At 30.8% G+C, this 13,996-nt stretch carries 18 protein-coding genes; 9 read left to right on the top strand and 9 right to left on the bottom strand.

All coding sequences use genetic code 11. The features are described from left to right. Nucleotides 1-3: 3 nt before the first annotated feature. The gene (locus O5633_RS08865) at nucleotides 4-306 is read right to left on the bottom strand and encodes a hypothetical protein (RefSeq protein ID WP_269609308.1); all 303 of its coding nucleotides are present in this window, start codon (nucleotides 304-306) and stop codon (nucleotides 4-6) included. Nucleotides 307-785: 479 nt separating this feature from the next. Then, nucleotides 786-1,145 (bottom strand): DUF2237 family protein, encoded by a 360-nt coding sequence (locus tag O5633_RS08870; protein WP_269609310.1) that lies wholly within the window; start codon nucleotides 1,143-1,145, stop codon nucleotides 786-788. Nucleotides 1,146-2,434: 1,289 nt separating this feature from the next. Between O5633_RS08870 and O5633_RS08875 the strand changes: the two genes are divergently transcribed. Further along, complete coding sequence (locus O5633_RS08875) at nucleotides 2,435-2,968, top strand: DUF4912 domain-containing protein (protein ID WP_269609311.1); 534 nt, start codon at nucleotides 2,435-2,437, stop codon at nucleotides 2,966-2,968. Between the two features lie 333 nt (nucleotides 2,969-3,301). On the opposite strand, the gene O5633_RS08880 is transcribed toward O5633_RS08875, so the two are convergent. Beyond that, nucleotides 3,302-3,538, bottom strand: coding sequence for a hypothetical protein (locus O5633_RS08880; RefSeq protein ID WP_269609312.1), 237 nt, complete (start codon nucleotides 3,536-3,538; stop codon nucleotides 3,302-3,304). Nucleotides 3,539-3,620: 82 nt separating this feature from the next. Here O5633_RS08880 and O5633_RS08885 point away from each other — a divergent pair, with 82 nt between their 5' ends. Continuing rightward, nucleotides 3,621-4,286: an SDR family oxidoreductase gene (locus O5633_RS08885; protein ID WP_269609314.1), complete on the top strand. Its 666-nt coding sequence runs from the start codon at nucleotides 3,621-3,623 to the stop codon at nucleotides 4,284-4,286. Nucleotides 4,287-4,358: 72 nt separating this feature from the next. Here the strand turns inward: O5633_RS08885 and O5633_RS08890 are convergent, their stop codons facing one another. Then, nucleotides 4,359-4,628: a helix-hairpin-helix domain-containing protein gene (locus O5633_RS08890; RefSeq protein WP_269609316.1), complete on the bottom strand. Its 270-nt coding sequence runs from the start codon at nucleotides 4,626-4,628 to the stop codon at nucleotides 4,359-4,361. 250 nt (nucleotides 4,629-4,878) lie between these two features. Between O5633_RS08890 and O5633_RS08895 the strand changes: the two genes are divergently transcribed. Next, nucleotides 4,879-5,550 carry a ParA family protein gene (locus O5633_RS08895; protein ID WP_269609317.1) on the top strand — a complete coding sequence of 224 codons (672 nt, stop codon included), beginning with the start codon at nucleotides 4,879-4,881 and terminating at the stop codon, nucleotides 5,548-5,550. A 217-nt stretch (nucleotides 5,551-5,767) separates the two neighbouring features. On the opposite strand, the gene O5633_RS08900 is transcribed toward O5633_RS08895, so the two are convergent. Then, the gene (locus O5633_RS08900) at nucleotides 5,768-7,603 is read right to left on the bottom strand and encodes an ABC transporter ATP-binding protein (protein WP_269609319.1); all 1,836 of its coding nucleotides are present in this window, start codon (nucleotides 7,601-7,603) and stop codon (nucleotides 5,768-5,770) included. A gap of 183 nt (nucleotides 7,604-7,786) precedes the next feature. After that, on the bottom strand, nucleotides 7,787-8,299 hold the full coding sequence (locus tag O5633_RS08905) for a hypothetical protein (RefSeq protein WP_269609320.1): 513 nt from the start codon (nucleotides 8,297-8,299) through the stop codon (nucleotides 7,787-7,789). A 46-nt stretch (nucleotides 8,300-8,345) separates the two neighbouring features. On the opposite strand from O5633_RS08905, the gene O5633_RS08910 reads away from it, so the two are divergent. The 3 genes from O5633_RS08910 to O5633_RS08920 all read left to right on the top strand — a co-directional run bounded on the left by O5633_RS08910 (nucleotide 8,346) and on the right by O5633_RS08920 (nucleotide 10,264). After that, complete coding sequence (locus O5633_RS08910) at nucleotides 8,346-9,410, top strand: glycosyltransferase family 4 protein (RefSeq protein ID WP_269609321.1); 1,065 nt, start codon at nucleotides 8,346-8,348, stop codon at nucleotides 9,408-9,410. A gap of 181 nt (nucleotides 9,411-9,591) precedes the next feature. Next, nucleotides 9,592-9,777, top strand: coding sequence for a hypothetical protein (locus O5633_RS08915; RefSeq protein WP_269609322.1), 186 nt, complete (start codon nucleotides 9,592-9,594; stop codon nucleotides 9,775-9,777). Nucleotides 9,778-9,946: 169 nt separating this feature from the next. Then, a complete protein-coding gene (locus O5633_RS08920; RefSeq protein ID WP_269609323.1) occupies nucleotides 9,947-10,264 on the top strand; it encodes a DUF3303 domain-containing protein in 318 nt (105 codons plus the stop codon). Between the two features lie 79 nt (nucleotides 10,265-10,343). On the opposite strand, the gene O5633_RS08925 is transcribed toward O5633_RS08920, so the two are convergent. Continuing rightward, on the bottom strand, nucleotides 10,344-10,520 hold the full coding sequence (locus O5633_RS08925) for a hypothetical protein (protein ID WP_269609324.1): 177 nt from the start codon (nucleotides 10,518-10,520) through the stop codon (nucleotides 10,344-10,346). A 611-nt stretch (nucleotides 10,521-11,131) separates the two neighbouring features. Here O5633_RS08925 and O5633_RS08935 point away from each other — a divergent pair. After that, nucleotides 11,132-12,256, top strand: a complete 1,125-nt coding sequence (locus O5633_RS08935) for a THUMP domain-containing class I SAM-dependent RNA methyltransferase (protein ID WP_269609325.1) — start codon at nucleotides 11,132-11,134, stop codon at nucleotides 12,254-12,256. A 1-nt stretch (nucleotide 12,257) separates the two neighbouring features. Here O5633_RS08935 and O5633_RS08940 read toward each other — a convergent pair whose 3' ends face one another. Both O5633_RS08940 and O5633_RS08945 read right to left on the bottom strand, forming a co-directional pair. Further along, on the bottom strand, nucleotides 12,258-12,644 hold the full coding sequence (locus O5633_RS08940; RefSeq protein WP_269609326.1) for a phage holin family protein: 387 nt from the start codon (nucleotides 12,642-12,644) through the stop codon (nucleotides 12,258-12,260). After that, nucleotides 12,644-13,108 carry a DUF883 family protein gene (locus O5633_RS08945; RefSeq protein WP_420063613.1) on the bottom strand — a complete coding sequence of 155 codons (465 nt, stop codon included), beginning with the start codon at nucleotides 13,106-13,108 and terminating at the stop codon, nucleotides 12,644-12,646. Before O5633_RS08945 ends, O5633_RS08940 begins: the two co-directional genes overlap by 1 nt. A 217-nt stretch (nucleotides 13,109-13,325) precedes the next feature. Between O5633_RS08945 and O5633_RS08950 the strand changes: the two genes are divergently transcribed. Both O5633_RS08950 and O5633_RS08955 read left to right on the top strand, forming a co-directional pair. Beyond that, nucleotides 13,326-13,463, top strand: a complete 138-nt coding sequence (locus tag O5633_RS08950; protein WP_110859680.1) for a hypothetical protein — start codon at nucleotides 13,326-13,328, stop codon at nucleotides 13,461-13,463. A gap of 90 nt (nucleotides 13,464-13,553) precedes the next feature. After that, on the top strand, nucleotides 13,554-13,943 hold the full coding sequence (locus O5633_RS08955) for a hypothetical protein (RefSeq protein ID WP_269609327.1): 390 nt from the start codon (nucleotides 13,554-13,556) through the stop codon (nucleotides 13,941-13,943). The last annotated feature ends 53 nt before the right edge of the window (nucleotides 13,944-13,996 follow it).

The following is a 13,996-nucleotide window of genomic DNA, read 5'->3' on the forward strand; positions in this document are numbered from 1 at the left end:
ATTCTAACTTCTTCGAATCCATGAAGGTGATCCTGAGAACCATTCTCCAAGATCATCTTCTTCTGGATTGTATGTTGAATGTGGGTCAGTTGAGCATAAATCAAGTCCATTTAATAATTCGTCTATTGGATTAGTGCTAAGTTTGTTTCTTTGGATATGTGATGCTTTTCGTAACCAAGAAGATACGTTTTGATTACGTGATGCATATTTGTTGATATAAATTCTTTCTTCAAGAGTTACTTCATTTCCATTACTTATTCTATTTAATATTTCTTGTATTCGAACGCGAGTAGAAGTTGTTAACATTCAGTTTATATATATTTTTTTAGTTTTAGCTTCAAATTGATAAAGTGCAAGTTAAGTAGCTAAAAATTTAGAATTTATTAAAAAAACACCTGTCAAAATTTTTTCAAAATGTGATGATTTCAAGATATCTTTCTAAATCTTTTTTTCTTGATTTCTCTTAGTCTCTTCCTTTTTTTAACTCTTTTATTTTAAAGGACTTTGTAGATGCTTTCACTTTTTTACTTTTATACTTTATAGAAACAAAACTATTATAAATTTATTGTTGTATGACTTTAATAGAGGATTTTTTAAGACAGAATTTATGGCTTTAGAATAATGAATGTTGAAAATTAATGCTACTTGACTTTAAATATTATTTTCAGACCACAGGCCCTGATTTTTATGTGAAACTCTATTTAACTTCATTATTTGGAATAATTAATTTTTCATTTTAATCTTTTCCCTTGATATATGAATAATAAAAAAATTTACTTTATGCGTTAGTTGTTATGAGAGAATTTCTTTAATATCTCTATTTCAATAATTTTTAATGTACTCACCTCTGTAGCCTCAAGGTCAATTAAAGGTGCCATTCCGTCATAAAATGCTTCTTTCCATCTAGGAGCACAAAGGCACCAATGATCACCTTTTTTTAATCCAGGAAATCCTATTTGTGGCGTTGAGAGATCATTTCCTTGAGCTTTACTGTAAGAGAGAAACTGTTCGGTCATAACAGCACAGACCGTATGCATGCCTTGATCGGAAAGGTCTGTTTTACATGATCCATCTCTATACCACCCTGTCATGGGCTTGCAACTACAAGGTTGTAGTTCAGTTCCTAAAACATTTTTTTCAGACATGACTTTTTTTAGTTGCAGTATGAATTAATTGTATGATTCTAATTATTAAATATAAAATAGATTATTTTACAAATTAAATCAACATCCTTTGGTGAATAAGGTTAGTTATTAAACTATGGCTTTCCTAATGATAATAAGCAAGGAATTTGCGATTAAATCTCGCTTAAATATTGAAAAATTTTTCCTTTGAAATATTCATTTTAGTCATCAGCGACGTTTCTAATTTCTATAACTTCATAATATGGTCTATCATCATTTTCTGCATCAGAGATCTTCATAAATATTGGCTCATAAAACATAGGCTTCATCATGTTTTTCGAATAATTGTGCGCTCATCTCATCATACTCCCGTCTATTATTTTGATTTTATATTTCATCTTGTTGATTGAAGTTTTAATATTATAATTATTTTTCATGTTTTACAGTAAAGCTTATCCAGTATCTTTATAAAATGATTTGAAGTATTTAATTTTTATATCTTCGAAAGTTGCCGAATTTTATGTTAAACATTAAAGTTGTAATTTTATAAAGTTCTAACATATTTTTCTCTATATTCCATTGATTCAAAAAGATTCTCGTATTCTTTACATATAGTGAAATCTTTTTTTATTCGGAAAATGTTACCTAATTTACTGATTTGGTTCATTTTTTAGCTATTGTCTTAATATGTTTATCTTTAGGAGGTGATCCATTGTCGCATCTACCAATCGGTCAAGAGTCAATGGTAATGAGAAAACTATTTTATTCTATTGCTCCTGCCTTGAAGGGTTTTATAATTAATAGATTTATATAGTGGTATCTATCTATTAATTTTTTAGCCAGTTACATAGTAACTGGCTTTTTTTATTCTTTTTTTCCGATCTTTCTTGAAATGATCGTTTTTCTAGCATCACATTTTATTATCTATTGATATATCTTTCTAAATCGTTATTCTTAAGGTATAGAAGTCATTTTTTATTTCGATGTCTAATGAAGAAAAGATTGAAGTAGCCGAACAAAGGATAATCGAGTTGAAGACCTTAATCAATCACTGGAAGACAAGTAACATCTCATCAAGAAAATCTACTGTAGATTTTGTGGAAGCCATTCTATCTGAAAGACAAAAGCCGACTGCAGCTTAATTTTTCATAACTAGGTATTTTTGACTAAATATCTTTTAGCTTATGGACCATGGGTGAAGATTTCATTTATGTATTCAATAGTACAAATAAGCTTATTGATAACAAAATTTACAGCAAAGACTTTAAAAATTATTATAATATAATATATTTATTTATTTTATCAGAAAAATGAACCCTAGGCTTCATTTAAATGTAAAAGAATACTTTTGGAATAGTTTAAAAAAAATTACTAATACTTTTAGTAACCTTAAAGTTAATAATCTAGGTAATGGTTATATAAAATGCTTTTGGGAGATAAGTCCTATTGACAATTTGAGAATTGATTTAAGTAAAAGTTGTTTTTATGCCATTAGATTATTTGATATCAGTAATAATAGAAATCAAAATAATTCAACTTGTATTATGAAAGAGATTGAGGTAAATAAATTTCAATCTTCTATTTCATTTCCAATTCCAATAAATAAAGGTGTGTATTATTTCGAATTTGGCTATCGAAAGAGAAATGGTGAATGGAGAAAGCTTGCTTATCAAAATCTTAACTTGGGATATAGGATTAAAAAAGCAATTCAAAGTTTTGATAATGATAATTGGTTTGATACTAGATATTTAAGAAAAAATTCTTCTCTAACATTGCACGAAAAGGCTTATCAAATGTCATTGACTACAATTATTGGCGGATCTGAAAACATTATTTATGATTAAAAAAATATCAAATAGTAATATTAAATATTTATAAGATCAATTTATTTTATTAAATTTTTAGAATATTTTACTTTCTTTAAAGTCTAGATATAGAATTATTTATTATTGAAAAGATAAAATGATTCAAGATTTGCTAATTATATAAAATTTAAAAAAGAATGATTTTACTAAAATTGATATTGATCAAATAATCAATTATTTGGAGACTTTAGATTATGATCTTCAGAATACTAGATATATTGGAAAAATTATTGCAAACAATGAAAGACTAGCAAAATCTTTTTTTTTAAGAGATCAATTAAAGATGGAAATTCACTCTTTAGATGAAACCTTTCACATTAATGAGATCCTAGACCAGTGAATAGATTGGAGTGAGTTTTGGAGATTACTTGTTATCAAAAAAGGATTTTGTTGTATTAGATTATCTGCAGATTTGTCCGTTCGAAAAACATTTACTTTTTTATCTGGTCCCAATATCCTTTCAGGACCTTTTTCAGATCTATCTGATTCAATATATGATGATATGGATGATTGATGAACTGCTTTAACTTCTCCTCTAATGTTTAACACCTGGTCGTAATTTGTATCAATTGCATTTTATTATTTTATTTTTATTTTTTTGTTTTAGTCTAGTTGTAGCTTAAGGTTGATTTTGTCTACTTATTTAATTACAGGGGCTAATAGAGGAATTGGCCTTGAATTGGCTCGACAATTAAATAATAGAGGAGAAGAAGTAATTGCCACTTGTAGATCTACCTCTTTAGATTTGAATTCCTTGTCAGTAAGAGTTGAGACAGGCATAGACGTCTCCTCAGGAGACTCTGTGATTAGGCTTCGAGAGAACTTAAAAGATACTAAAATTGATGTTTTGATTCAAAATGCTGGCATTTCAGAATTTAATTCTCTTTCTAATTTAGATCCGCAAAGTATCGTTGATCAATTTGAGGTGAATGCTCTAAGCCCATTGTGTTTTGTACAAAGTATGCTCAGTCATCTTAGTAAACCTGCGAAAATAGCTTTGATAAGTAGTCGTATGGGTTCTATAGAGGATAATAGTTCTGGTGGTTCCTACGGATATAGGATGTCTAAAGCCGCTTTGTGTATGGCTGGAAAATCTTTATCAGTAGATTTAAAGTCTAAAGATATTTCTGTAGCAATTTTGCATCCTGGTTTAGTAAGTACTCGCATGACATCATTTACTTCTAGTGGGATTCAGCCTGAAGAATCCGTCAAAGGACTTATTCAAAGAATTGATGAACTTACAATTGCTACTACTGGAACTTTCTGGCATTCCAATGGAGATGTTTTACCTTGGTAGAATTTTTATTGAATGAAAATTTTTTTTATAATCTAGATATTAAATCTATCTATTTAACTTTAGTCTTTGTATTTATAGTCTACCTAATGTTTTTCTTAGTTTTTTAATAAAGCTAATACCTACTCCAGGTATGGTTAAAAGTTCTTCATCGGATGCTGAAATAATTGACTCTGGGGTCATATATCCTGCCTCATAGAAATTATTGCAATTTTTTGCTCCTATTCCTGGAATAGATGTTAGGTTTTCAAACCTATCTGATAAGTTTTTTTCTTTTATTTTAAAAAAACTAAAAATTCTGGAAAATTTTCTTTTTGTACTTAGTAAAATCTTTTCACTTAACATTTCTGTCTCTAATAAATATAACTAAATATGCATTAGAAATAACTTCTTGCAAGCATAAATATTTTCTTTTGATGATTGATCTACTAATAATGACATAAAATTGTTGTATTAAATACAGAATAAACTTACTAGTATTTGTTTTTCTTATGCTTGAAATTGATCTTATTAGTATTGTCTTATGATTCTTTATTTTGCTACTTGACTTTGTCATGAGATCTAGCAAATTATTTTTAGATGTTAATTCCCTCCTTTGTTCATAACTGTATGTGGCCAAAAAGGTGGAGTAGCTAAAACTTGTACTTCAATCCATCTAGCAAGTGTTTGGTCTTCTCAAGGAAAAAATGTTTGTCTTGTTGATGCGGATAGAAATCGATCCGCTCTTGCGTATGGATCAAGAGGTAATCTTAAATTCAATATTGTTGCAGTTGAGGCCGCTGCTAAAGCAACGAGATTATCTGAAATTGTTATCACTGATGGTCAAGCTAGTACTGATGAAGAAGAGTTGAAACATTTAGCAGCTGGGTCTGATCTGGTTCTTTTGCCTACAGCTCCAAAAGCAAGATCTGTAGAATTAACTGTTGAATTAGCATCTTTACTGAAGCAGTTAAATATTCCTCATGCAGTTTTACTTGTTAAAGTTGACTTTCGCCAAAAAAGAATTGCAAATGAAGCAAGAGAAGCTCTTAAGAAATTTGATTTAACTGTATTAGAGGGCGATATTCCTTTGTTATCAGCCTTTGATAAAGCAGAAAACCAGGGAGCAGCAGTAATTGATGCTGTTGATGATAAAGGTCGATCCGACCCAAGACGAATGTCAGGTTGGTCGGCCTATTGTTCCATTGCTAAACAAATTCAATGCCAGATTTCGAAGCACTTGTTAGACATCAACAAATCAGTCGCAGAGCTACCCCTGAGCGCTTAAAAGTAGTTGAAAAACTCCCTATTTCCTCTAAAAGCACGACCTCTGATGGCAAAAATTTGAGTATATTATTTTTTGGTTTTATAGGAGGGTTAGCTGGATCCATCTTTGGAACAAGTCTGATTTTTTATCTTTCCGTTAAAGAATTAATAGATTTCAAAATTCTTTTTTAAATTTGGCTTGATATCAATTACTGCCTATATTTTGATTGACGTATAATTTATATATTTGATTCGCTTGTCCTTTTTGCAATTTCAACCATATCGAAAAAGGTATTTGATTTATTTAGTAGCTCTTTATAATTACCAAAGCCAATTATTCTTCCATTTTTAAATTCGTATATGCAATCTGATCTTTCAATAGTAGATAATCTGTGCGCAATAGTTACTATTGTGCATCGTCTACCGATGATTTCAATTGCATTCATTACTTCTGCTTCTGTTCTGTTATCTAATGCACTAGTAGCTTCATCTAAAACTAATAATTTTGATTGTCTGTAAAAAGCTCTTGCTATAGCCAATCTTTGCCTTTGTCCTCCAGATAGTCTGATGCCATTATCACCAACTTGAGTTTGCAAACCCATTGGCATTTCTGAGACTAATTCAGCTAGTTGAGCAGCCTTAAGTGCATCCCATAGTCTTTCATTATCTATAAATTCTTTATCTAAACCGTATGCGACATTTTCAATAATATTGCTATTTAATAAAGTAATTGATTGGGGGACGTAAGAACAACAGTCTTGCCATGCAGGTACTTCTTTATCAGTAACTGCAATTCCATCTAATAATAGATTTCCTTCTGTGGGTCTAAGAAGACATAGTAATTGATTAGCAGTGGTTGTTTTACCACTTCCAGTTTCTCCAACAAAAGCTATTCTTGCACCAATAGGGATAGTCAAATTAATACCTTTTAATGTGTATTCATCACTGTTGGGATATTTATAATTTAAATTTTCAAGTTTTATGTTGTTTCTAGGTTCTATTCCTTGTTTTGTAGGGACGCCTATTGAACTTTTTGTGAGCCTATTCGATGGAAGTTCTATCAACTTCAGTATTTCTTCTAAATCTGGTATTGATGCTCGCATTGATGTTAGAGCTCTAAATGAATCTTGTAATGGAGGCGTTAGTTTCAGTGCAGCAACTGCTATTGTTGCAAGGAATGGAACTATCTCAATAAGTATTGAATCGTTTTGCCCTGTCATATAAGGGTAAAGACCAATAACGAAAATCAAGGTAATACCAAAAGGCTCTATTAATGATCTTGGGAACTCTGGTAGAACCTCAGCTTTCCAAATAAAAGGGAAAGAGTTTTTACCGGCCAATTTGTATCTCTTTTCAAAATAAGATTCTGAGCTAGTAAGGTGTACGTCTATAATTGTTCTCATTGATTCAGTTAGAATATTATTTGTTTCTTTCTCTAATTTTATTCTTTGACTAGAAGAGTATCGTATATAAGGTGTTACAAATAATGATATAAATATATAAAAAATTAGGAGACTAAAAATTAAATAAAGTGCTATTGATTTAGCTATAAAAAGAACAGCAATACATATACAAGTAATAACACATATGCCGCTAGAAATTTGCAGTATTGGTCTAACTAGAAATTCTGAAACCCTGGATATATTGATTAAAACCTTTGAAGATAGATCAGATCTTTTCTTGTTTAAGAAAAATTCATATGGTTGAGATAGTAATTTTTTTTGTGCTAGTTCTGATAAATCTCGCCAAATTGCTACTCGAAGTCTTTCTTGTGCTGCTTTCAGAAATAATTTAGAAAATGATGCAAGCCAATTCATCGCAATGTATATAACGACTAGACTGATAACTTTTGTTTTTGGATCTTCAGGTATAAAATTTTGAAATGGTAAAGCAGGTTGATTAGGCTGACCTATAAAGACAGTGAATAATCTAGAAACAATTCCAACTACAATTACATCTACTAACCCAGTCAAGGCTGCTACTGGAATTAATTTTAATAAAGACTTTCTTCTTCTAATTGGTAGTGCCTTTAGTAGACGCACCAAAAGATGATAAGTTTTGCTGGTGCTAATCATTTTATAAAATTACTTAATTTTCAGAAGTTATTTATGCGGATTAAGCCAGTTCCTTGGGTGTTTGCGAATTAGTTGTTTATGCCAATGCTAAGAAAATCTAAAGGATACTTTTTAAAAAGTATTCCTTAGATGATTAAATCATATTTTAATATGATTTAATCTTGATTTATATTAAAAGATTGATTAATATTTTTTTGTAGCTAATAAATAGCCTATGAAAATTAATATTAACAGTGGCAGTAAATAAATAATAATCATAAAACCAGACAAAAATATAAATATACTTAAAAAGATGAAAAATCCTAAGAAAATAATTGTCAGAAATCTTTTGAATTGATTGAGCCAAAATGTACCTTTAAGTTTTTCTAGGTTAATTTGTAATTCTCTTCTTTTTAAATACAATTCTTGGATTTGTTTTTGATGCCAATTAATTGACTCCTCTAATTTTTTCTTGTAGACATTTGTGCTCAATTTTTCTATAAAATTATATGATTTTGAGAAAGTCGATCTTAATCTTATAGTTTGTGCTTGAAGCAAAGCTTTGCTGTTTTCTGCTATTTTTTGATCTATATCTATGATTTCGTTATTTATTTGATTTTGTAAGTCATTTTTCTTATTTGCATTGTATTTCACAATTTCATTGCTATTATTTTTTCTGTATCTAAAAAACTTATAAAAAAAGTTTGCTCTCAACATGTGACTTACTATTATCTAAATAGATTTATATGCGAATAGTATAACCATGTCTTCTATAGTTTTTAATGGTAGCTACATAACCAAAAAAGATACAGGAATTGGAGTTGTCTCTAGGGAACTGTTGAATTCTTTATCTTCTCAAAAAATAACTTCTCTCATTCCAAAAGATTTAGGAATTAAAGGTGATATTTACATTCCTAATAATCTTTCTCCAGGACAGGGTTTTAGAAGTCATTGCAGACGTTTGTATTGGCTTCAAAAAGTTGTTCCAAGTATCATGGATAAATTAAATGCTGAATATTTTTTATCACCATTATTGGAAGCCCCAATATTTGAAAATGTGAAATCCATTGTTTTGGCGCATGATGTTATTCCCATTAGGTATCCTTCAATATCATTTTTAACTCTGTATCATTTAGTTTATATCCCTTTAATTTTAAAACAATCTAAGATAGTTCTATGTAACTCTACCTCTACCGCTAATGATTTGAATAAATTTTATAAAGTACCAAAGTATAAATTATTTCCAATTAAATTAGGTTATAATAATAAAAAGTATTATCCAATAAAAAAAACAAGAAAAAAATTCTTTCTTATCATCGGAAGACATAATCCGCATAAGAATTTAGAAAGGGTTATTAAAGCATTTTCATTTGCCAAAATTAATGATTATAAACTTGTTTTTGTAGGTGCAGCTGATAAAAGGTATACACCCAGTCTTTTGAAAATAATTGATGATCTAAATCTGAGACATTTATGTATATGGAAAGGTTGGATTGATGATGAAGAAAAATTATTACTATTAAACGAATGTCAAGCATTAATTATTGCGAGTCTTTGGGAGGGCTTTGGTCTCCCAGCTCTCGAGGCAATGGCTTGTGGTACGCCTGTTATTGCCTCTGAAAGAGGTTCACTTCCTGAGGTGATTGGTGACTATGGTTATTGTGTGAATCCATTTGATATTCAATCAATAGCATCTGCAATGAATGCAGTTATAAATGATAAAAAATGTTTTGAAAAAGCTTTTCATAAAGGCCCAGCGCGAGCTGAATCTTTTAATTGGTTTGAGACGGCTAAAGCAATAGAAAAAATTATTTATTCAATTGATTAATTTTCTCTAGATATTTCAAAAAAATTGAATTTATTTAATCGAAAATCTTTTATTATCTAAGATTAATTTCTGTCTAATATTTTTATTTATTCTTATCCAAATCTTTAGAAATTATCCTTTAATTAGATGAAATTACTTTTTTAATATAGCTTCTCTAATATAATTGCTATTATAGTTTTTTATGTCTATTTTTGCTATGCCTAGTAAAAAATCAAGAAAAAATATATCTTCTAAGATTGTTGATCAAAATGGAGACAAACAAACAACACCTAGAACTGCAAAAATTGTTCTATTTGTATTTGGCGTAGGGCCTTTGATTCTTATGTGTTTATTTTTATTCTCCAATGGTTTTTTTAACTCTCCTTAATAATTTGAGGGCCGCTAAGAAGACAAATTGAAATTATTTGTCTATAAAAAAGAGTTTATGATATTTTTACTCTCCTATGTCTCCTTTTTACAACAGGTTTGTTTATTGATCAATATATCAATCATTTATTTGGCTTTTCTCGCTAAAATTAGTTTTTATCACATTACTAATGCAACTTTATTTAGTTGATTGTCAATTTCCTAATATTGAAAATCAAGTTGCTGCATATAAGCAATTTGTGGACTTTTGGGAAAATGGAGAGATGTCTAAACAAGATAATTTTGATGGATTTGAAATGCTTTTTCGTGTTCATGCTCCTGGAGAAGGACGTGTTGTGATACTTTGTAATGCAAATGGAGACAAGGAACTTTTCTTACACTTTGCCCCATGGAGAGCACAGTTTGGAATCGACATGGAAATTACTCCAGTGATAAGTTGTCAAAATGTGGTTGATTATCACAAGGACTTATTTGAAAAGATGTCTTAAACGTAATTAAAAAATCTATTTTATATTTTATATTTTTAATTTTAATCATTATATTTGATTAAAATTAAAAATATATTATTTATCGATTTGATAGAGCATTTCCGCTAGTCCATATATTTTTGAAATTAGCTTTACTCTTAAGTAATAAAATAGGCAGGGCAGCTAAAATTCCTAATGCAATAAGCGCAAATGAATCAGTTGTAAATCTCGCAACCCCCCATGCTGATGAGGCTAAAGCGATAATAGATAACTGCATAGAAATAACTTTTTATTATCAACATATTATCAAAATTATTTTTTTTAATTAAATTACTTATCAAAAATTATTGTAGCTAGTAATTTTGTAAAAGTATAAAAAAATAAAAATTTTGTCTTGCTTATGATAGCCAATTAAACCACTTTTTATTACTGCTAAGTAGTAATTTTAATCTCTTTCTTTTTTAGGAGAATTATTGGATTTTGCCCTTAAGTTGTTTTTGATGTTTTTTGAGATTCTGAGACCATTACGCTGAAATTTAAAAGGACGCCTTCCAGCGTCCATGGATCAATTGGGTAATAAGGCTGATCTGACCCCATCTCCGTTAAAGAATCAAGCAGCAACAGGGGCTGTTTGACGGGAGAAACTAACGATGTTGTTAGCAGTTATGGTTTTGCTCTGACCGAGCAGGCTTCAGTCACTCTCCTGATACCCCGTCGAAGCCATTGCAGCCCCATTACATGGAGCTGAGCGGAATCGAACCGCTGTCCGAGATACTGGTGTGAATCACCTAGTCCATTGGAAATAGACAAATATATTCTGACAGATATTTGGGAATAATCGATTAGTGTTTAAAGAAGTTTTCGATAGTTTTTAATAACTTAAAAATAATGAAACTTGTTGCATCTATTTCACAAGGCTTGGAACAAGAGGGTGCAAAAGAGTTAATTGAACTTGGAGCTAAATCAGTTCAACCTTCAAGGAGGCATGTTTTATTCGAAGCTGATTTGGCTTGTTTATATAGATTACATTTAAGGGCTCGCTTGTCTTTTAGATTTTTAAGAGAAATAAGCAGATTTCCTTGTCATAGTCCTGATGAACTTTATAGCGGTGTTCAAAGAGCAACTGATTGGAAAAAATGGCTCCATCCCAAAAAAAGTTTTCGAGTAGATGTCACTGGATTTGGTGAAGGATTATCACACACTCATTTCACTGCTTTGCAAGTGAAAAATGCAATTATTGATTTACAAAGAGAACGATGGGGTTTGCGTTCGAATGTTGATTTGAGCAATCCAGATATTTGTTTTCATTTGCACTTGTCAAATAATCAAGCCGTTTTGAGTGTTGATGGTAGCAACTCAAGTCTTCATAGAAGAGGATACAAGCCCGCTGTTGGTATTGCACCGATTAAGGAGACACTGGCTGCAGGTTTAATTCGAATGACTGGTTGGGATGGAACAAATAATTTGGTTGATCCCTTCTGTGGTTCTGGAACATTTTTAATTGAAGCAGTTAGTACTTTGCTTGGAATTGCATCTGGTATGGATAGACAATTTCTGTTTAAAAATTGGCCGGATTTTGATATATCCATTTGGAACAAAGAATTAAAAATGGCACAGAATAAGAAATCTTTTAACAGGCAGTTACCAAAAATAATTGGGTGTGAATTTGATGAAATTATTGCTAATTCTGCTAGGCAGAACGTTATAAAAGCAGGCTTGAAAGATTACATAGAAATCATTAACTGTCCTTTTCATAAATTTACATTACCACTTGGATTCGGACTTTTGATTTGTAATCCTCCTTATGGAAAAAGAATAGGAGATGAAAATGAATTACCTAATCTTTATAAACAATTAGGTGAATATTGTAAAAAAAATGCCTCTGGCTGGGATCTTTGGTTACTCAACGGAAATCCAAAATTAAGTAAATATTTAGGGATGAAAGCAAATCGTCGTTTTCAAGTAAATAATGGTTCTATAGATTGTCGATGGTTAAATTATAAAATAAAGTAATTTAATTTTTTCCTAAAACAGCTTTTGTAGTTTTTGCTATTCCCTCCAAGGTCTCTGGAAGATAAGGTCCTTTTGCCAGATGTCCTCCAATTCTGAGACTCATTCCTGCTAAGACAAGATTGATAAAAACTAAAATTAAGATTGTCGATTTGTTATCTATATCAAACAAGTCTCTAAGCCAAAATCCAAGAATTAATTCAGACCCTAACAAGGCTAGTAACATCAATATTCCTCCAGTTGCTAAGAAAATCCCACCACTTATCAGGCGGCGTTTTTCTCGGTCCATCTCTTGCAGTGCAATGCGCACATGAAGATCCATAACTGAACTTGCTAATGCAGTAACTCTCGCTGCAGCACCTAAACCTTTTTTACGTTCTGAGTTTGTCATTAATTTCTTCTCCCCCCACCAATAAGTATGCCAAATAAAACTCCAATTCCAGCAGCAATACCTATGGCTAAGAGGGGTCTTTTTCTTACTGGCTTCTCAATTCGTGGCCTTAAAGTACTGTTTAATTCGTCTAGCAGGTCTTCAAGCTGTTGTTCGAGTGGCTTTAAAGAGTTTGCTAACCCCTTAGTTGTGTGAGTTGCAGATTGAAAAATTTCTTCTAGTTGTTCTTGCACTCCAAAACTGTTTTTACCTGAATGTAAAGATATGACATTGATTAAATCGTCAAGACTGCCTTTCGTGGCTTCTAATGTTTGTTTAGCTAAATCTGGCCAACGTTCTTGAATTTTTGGCAATAAATTCTCAAATTGTTCATTGAACCATTGTTCAGGCGATTCCTCAGCAATTGATTCTTCAGCTTCCACTGAATTAAATGTTGTAGAGGATGAGGAATTCACTGATTCCATAAATCCAAAGGTTTATTAAAGAATAGAGAGATATTGTCCTAATCGAAACCCCTTAGTGGAATTCAATTTTTAAAAGTTGCCCCAGATGAATCCTTTTTTTGAGTTTTAAATGTTTGAAGTCCAAAATTTCAAAAGAATTTTTCGTCGTCTTTGCTTACAAATATTGCTATTCGAATACTTATAGTGCTAAACGTCATTGATATCTCCTTAACAACCCATGGGCGTCGGAATTTCATCAATGGTTTTTGCTTCTAATACAATTCCTACTGATTTTGGCCTAGTATTAGCCTCAATAGCAGGTGCTGGAAGCCTTCTTTTAATTGCCTTGAGGTTTGTACCTGAGGCTAAAAGCTAAAAGGTTTGTCTTTCGGTAGTTTCTTCTGAGGAGACTGGTCTCCTGAAAGATTTTCATGGAAATTCTTTTGTATTTTTTTATTATTTCTAATTGAATACTCTTAGTAAAAAAAAACCTTATAGGTGGGTTTTATTAAGACATGCTGGATCACCTGATGATTTTAAAGGCATTCACTTTGATTTTCTTTTAGAGGATAAAAATTTTTGTAGAACTTGGCGTTTAAGTGATATTCCATTATTAGATGGACCTTGTGTGCATTCAGTTTATATCGCTCCTCATAAGCTTGAATGGCTTGAAATTGAAGAAAAGATTGTCTCTGGCAATAGAGGAGTTGCAACAAGAATTAAAAAAGGAATTTTTTTGGAATCTCTGTCATCCATTGATAATAGTTTTATAAATTTATCCCTTAAATGGGAAGATGTTCAATGTCATTTGGTAATAGATAAAAATGGTTGCAGGATTGTTAGAAAAAGATATTAATTATTTCTAGTGAATTAGAAAGACTTGAGTTTTTCTTATATTTCGCTAACGTC

The organism is Prochlorococcus marinus str. MIT 1013, from assembly GCF_027359395.1.
GTDB classification, from domain to species: Bacteria; Cyanobacteriota; Cyanobacteriia; order PCC-6307; family Cyanobiaceae; genus Prochlorococcus_B; species Prochlorococcus_B marinus_E.

What these genes read in the sequence shown, in the direction of transcription:
- O5633_RS08905 (WP_269609320.1), bottom strand. Translation starts at nt 8,299, where the DNA reads ATGTTGAGAGCAAACTTTTTTTATAAGTTTTTTAGATACAGAAAAAAT.
- O5633_RS08925 (WP_269609324.1), bottom strand. Translation starts at nt 10,520, where the DNA reads ATGCAGTTATCTATTATCGCTTTAGCCTCATCAGCATGGGGGGTTGCG.
- O5633_RS08865 (WP_269609308.1), bottom strand. Translation starts at nt 306, where the DNA reads ATGTTAACAACTTCTACTCGCGTTCGAATACAAGAAATATTAAATAGA.
- O5633_RS08870 (WP_269609310.1), bottom strand. Translation starts at nt 1,145, where the DNA reads ATGTCTGAAAAAAATGTTTTAGGAACTGAACTACAACCTTGTAGTTGC.
- O5633_RS08875 (WP_269609311.1), top strand. Translation starts at nt 2,435, where the DNA reads ATGAACCCTAGGCTTCATTTAAATGTAAAAGAATACTTTTGGAATAGT.
- O5633_RS08920 (WP_269609323.1), top strand. Translation starts at nt 9,947, where the DNA reads ATGCAACTTTATTTAGTTGATTGTCAATTTCCTAATATTGAAAATCAA.
- O5633_RS08935 (WP_269609325.1), top strand. Translation starts at nt 11,132, where the DNA reads ATGAAACTTGTTGCATCTATTTCACAAGGCTTGGAACAAGAGGGTGCA.
- O5633_RS08910 (WP_269609321.1), top strand. Translation starts at nt 8,346, where the DNA reads ATGTCTTCTATAGTTTTTAATGGTAGCTACATAACCAAAAAAGATACA.
- O5633_RS08915 (WP_269609322.1), top strand. Translation starts at nt 9,592, where the DNA reads ATGTCTATTTTTGCTATGCCTAGTAAAAAATCAAGAAAAAATATATCT.
- O5633_RS08890 (WP_269609316.1), bottom strand. Translation starts at nt 4,628, where the DNA reads ATGTTAAGTGAAAAGATTTTACTAAGTACAAAAAGAAAATTTTCCAGA.
- O5633_RS08945 (WP_420063613.1), bottom strand. Translation starts at nt 13,108, where the DNA reads ATGGAATCAGTGAATTCCTCATCCTCTACAACATTTAATTCAGTGGAA.
- O5633_RS08940 (WP_269609326.1), bottom strand. Translation starts at nt 12,644, where the DNA reads ATGACAAACTCAGAACGTAAAAAAGGTTTAGGTGCTGCAGCGAGAGTT.
- O5633_RS08950 (WP_110859680.1), top strand. Translation starts at nt 13,326, where the DNA reads ATGGGCGTCGGAATTTCATCAATGGTTTTTGCTTCTAATACAATTCCT.
- O5633_RS08900 (WP_269609319.1), bottom strand. Translation starts at nt 7,603, where the DNA reads ATGATTAGCACCAGCAAAACTTATCATCTTTTGGTGCGTCTACTAAAG.